This window comes from Treponema sp. R6D11 (genome assembly GCF_054786075.1).
This window is the reverse complement of record NZ_BDHD01000269.1, coordinates 1-1,905: the sequence shown is the minus strand read 5'-3', so window position 1 is coordinate 1,905 and position 1,905 is coordinate 1. Positions and strand designations below refer to the sequence as shown.

General features: G+C 48.6%; 5 protein-coding genes. 4 read left to right on the top strand and 1 reads right to left on the bottom strand.

The features are described from left to right. Positions 1–249 (bottom strand): ATP-binding cassette domain-containing protein (locus ACYVTD_RS12170; RefSeq protein ID WP_461248023.1); only part of this gene is annotated, 249 nt, incomplete at its 3' end. Between the two features lie 109 nt (positions 250–358). Here ACYVTD_RS12170 and ACYVTD_RS12165 point away from each other — a divergent pair. The 4 genes from ACYVTD_RS12165 to ACYVTD_RS12150 form a co-directional block, all read left to right on the top strand. Then, complete coding sequence (locus ACYVTD_RS12165; protein WP_461248022.1) at positions 359–697, top strand: hypothetical protein; 339 nt, start codon at positions 359–361, stop codon at positions 695–697. After that, positions 694–1,527, top strand: coding sequence for a class II glutamine amidotransferase (locus tag ACYVTD_RS12160; RefSeq protein ID WP_461248024.1), 834 nt, complete (start codon positions 694–696; stop codon positions 1,525–1,527). Before ACYVTD_RS12165 ends, ACYVTD_RS12160 begins: the two co-directional genes overlap by 4 nt. After that, on the top strand, positions 1,527–1,673 hold the full coding sequence (locus ACYVTD_RS12155; protein WP_461248021.1) for a hypothetical protein: 147 nt from the start codon (positions 1,527–1,529) through the stop codon (positions 1,671–1,673). Before ACYVTD_RS12160 ends, ACYVTD_RS12155 begins: the two co-directional genes overlap by 1 nt. Further along, on the top strand, positions 1,633–1,905 hold a 273-nt coding region (locus ACYVTD_RS12150), incomplete at its 3' end, for an ATP-binding cassette domain-containing protein (protein WP_461248020.1). The genes ACYVTD_RS12155 and ACYVTD_RS12150, both read left to right, overlap by 41 nt.

The following is a 1,905-nucleotide window of genomic DNA, read 5'->3' as shown; positions in this document are numbered from 1 at the left end:
CGGCTCCTGTTCAAGAAACCCTATCGTGTAGCCGGGGCTTACTGTTGTCTCCCCCGCAAATTCCGTGTCCTTCCCCGCGAGGATTTTTAACAGGCTCGATTTCCCCGACCCGTTAAGGCCGATTACGCCGATTTTAGCGCCGTAAAAATAAGAAAGGCTTATATCCTTTAGTACCTGTTTCGTCCCGTGTTTTTTGGAAACCTTGTACATGGAATAAATAACTTTTTTGTCGTCAGTTGTTGTTGCCATTGCCCCATTATATCATTTTGAAAATTTAATAGGAAGATGGCGTCTGCCGCCTCCCCTTGACAATAACGCCCGTTTTTAATACAGTTACTTACGTTTTTACGGAGGTTTTTTGATGCGGAATGAAGGGCAGGTGCGGATTCCGTCCGGCTGCGCCATATCGGGTATTATAGACAAGTCGGGGCGGCGCATGAGCGGCGAGGCGATTATCAAATCGATCAGCGTCATGCACGACCGCTCTAACGGGCTTGGAGGCGGTTTTGCCGCTTACGGAATATACCCGGAGTACAAGGATTATTACGCCCTGCACCTGTTTTACGAATCGGTGTCCGCAAAAAGAGAATGTGAAGAGTTTCTCGAACGGCATTTTGACATAATAAACCTTTCAAAAATTCCCACAAGAAAAATAAAAGAGAATGTGAAGAGTTTCTCGAACGGCATTTTGACATAATAAACCTTTCAAAAATTCCCACAAGAAAAATAAAAGAGATAACCGACGAGCCTTTAATCTGGCGTTACTTTGTAATCCCCCTCCCCACAAAACTCGCGGACAGCCAGCTTGACGAGCGGGAGTTTACCGCGAAATGCGTGTTCAGCGTAAATACAAAAATCGAAGGCGCTTACGTTTTTTCCAGCGGGAAAAACATGGGCGTGTTCAAGGCGGTAGGTTTTCCCGAAGACGTAGGGCGTTTTTACAAATTGGAAGAATATGAAGGCTGGTGTTTTACCGCCCACGGCCGCTATCCGACGAACACTCCCGGCTGGTGGGGCGGCGCGCATCCTTTCGCGCTCCTCGATTATTCCGTGGTGCATAACGGCGAAATATCCTCCTACGACACGAACAGGCGCTCCATCGAAATGTACGGCTACAAATGCTCGCTCCAGACCGATACCGAAGTCATTACCTATATAATAGATTACCTGCACAGGAAGCAAAAACTTTCTTTTGAAGAAATCGCCTCCGTCATCGCCGCCTCCTTCTGGCAGACCATCGACAGCCAGCCGCCCAAAGAGCGGGAAACGCATGAATTCTTGCGCGTAATGTTCAGCGCGTACCTTGTGACCGGCCCCTTCTCAATCCTTGTGGGGTTTGACGGCGGGCTTATGGCGTTAAACGACAGGCTTAAACTGCGCAGTATGGTGGTAGGGGAAAAAGACGATCTTACCTATATCGCCAGCGAAGAGGCGGCCATCCGTATAATACAGCCCGACCTTGACACCGTGTGGGCGCCGAGGGGCGGACAGCCGGTAATCGTCAATATAAACAGAGGTAAAGCGTAATGGCGTTAAATTTTATATACCCCGAATATGAAATGATAAGGGATTACGACAAATGCATCTGCTGCCGCGCCTGCGAACGCCAGTGCGCCAACGAGGCGCATGAATATGTCGCCGACCTTGATAAAATGTTATGCGACAACAACTGACGACAAAAAAGTTATTTATTCCATGTACAAGGTTTCCAAAAAACACGGGACGAAACAGGTACTAAAGGATATAAGCCTTTCTTATTTTTACGGCGCTAAAATCGGCGTAATCGGCCTTAACGGGTCGGGGAAATCGAGCCTGTTAAAAATCCTCGCGGGGAAGGACACGGAATTTGCGGGGGAGACAACAGTAAGCCCCGGCTACACGATAGGGTTTCTTGAACAGGAGCCG

Bases quoted from the DNA above. Each gene is read 5' to 3' on its own strand.
- ACYVTD_RS12155 (WP_461248021.1), top strand. From the start codon at position 1,527: ATGGCGTTAAATTTTATATACCCCGAATATGAAATGATAAGGGATTAC.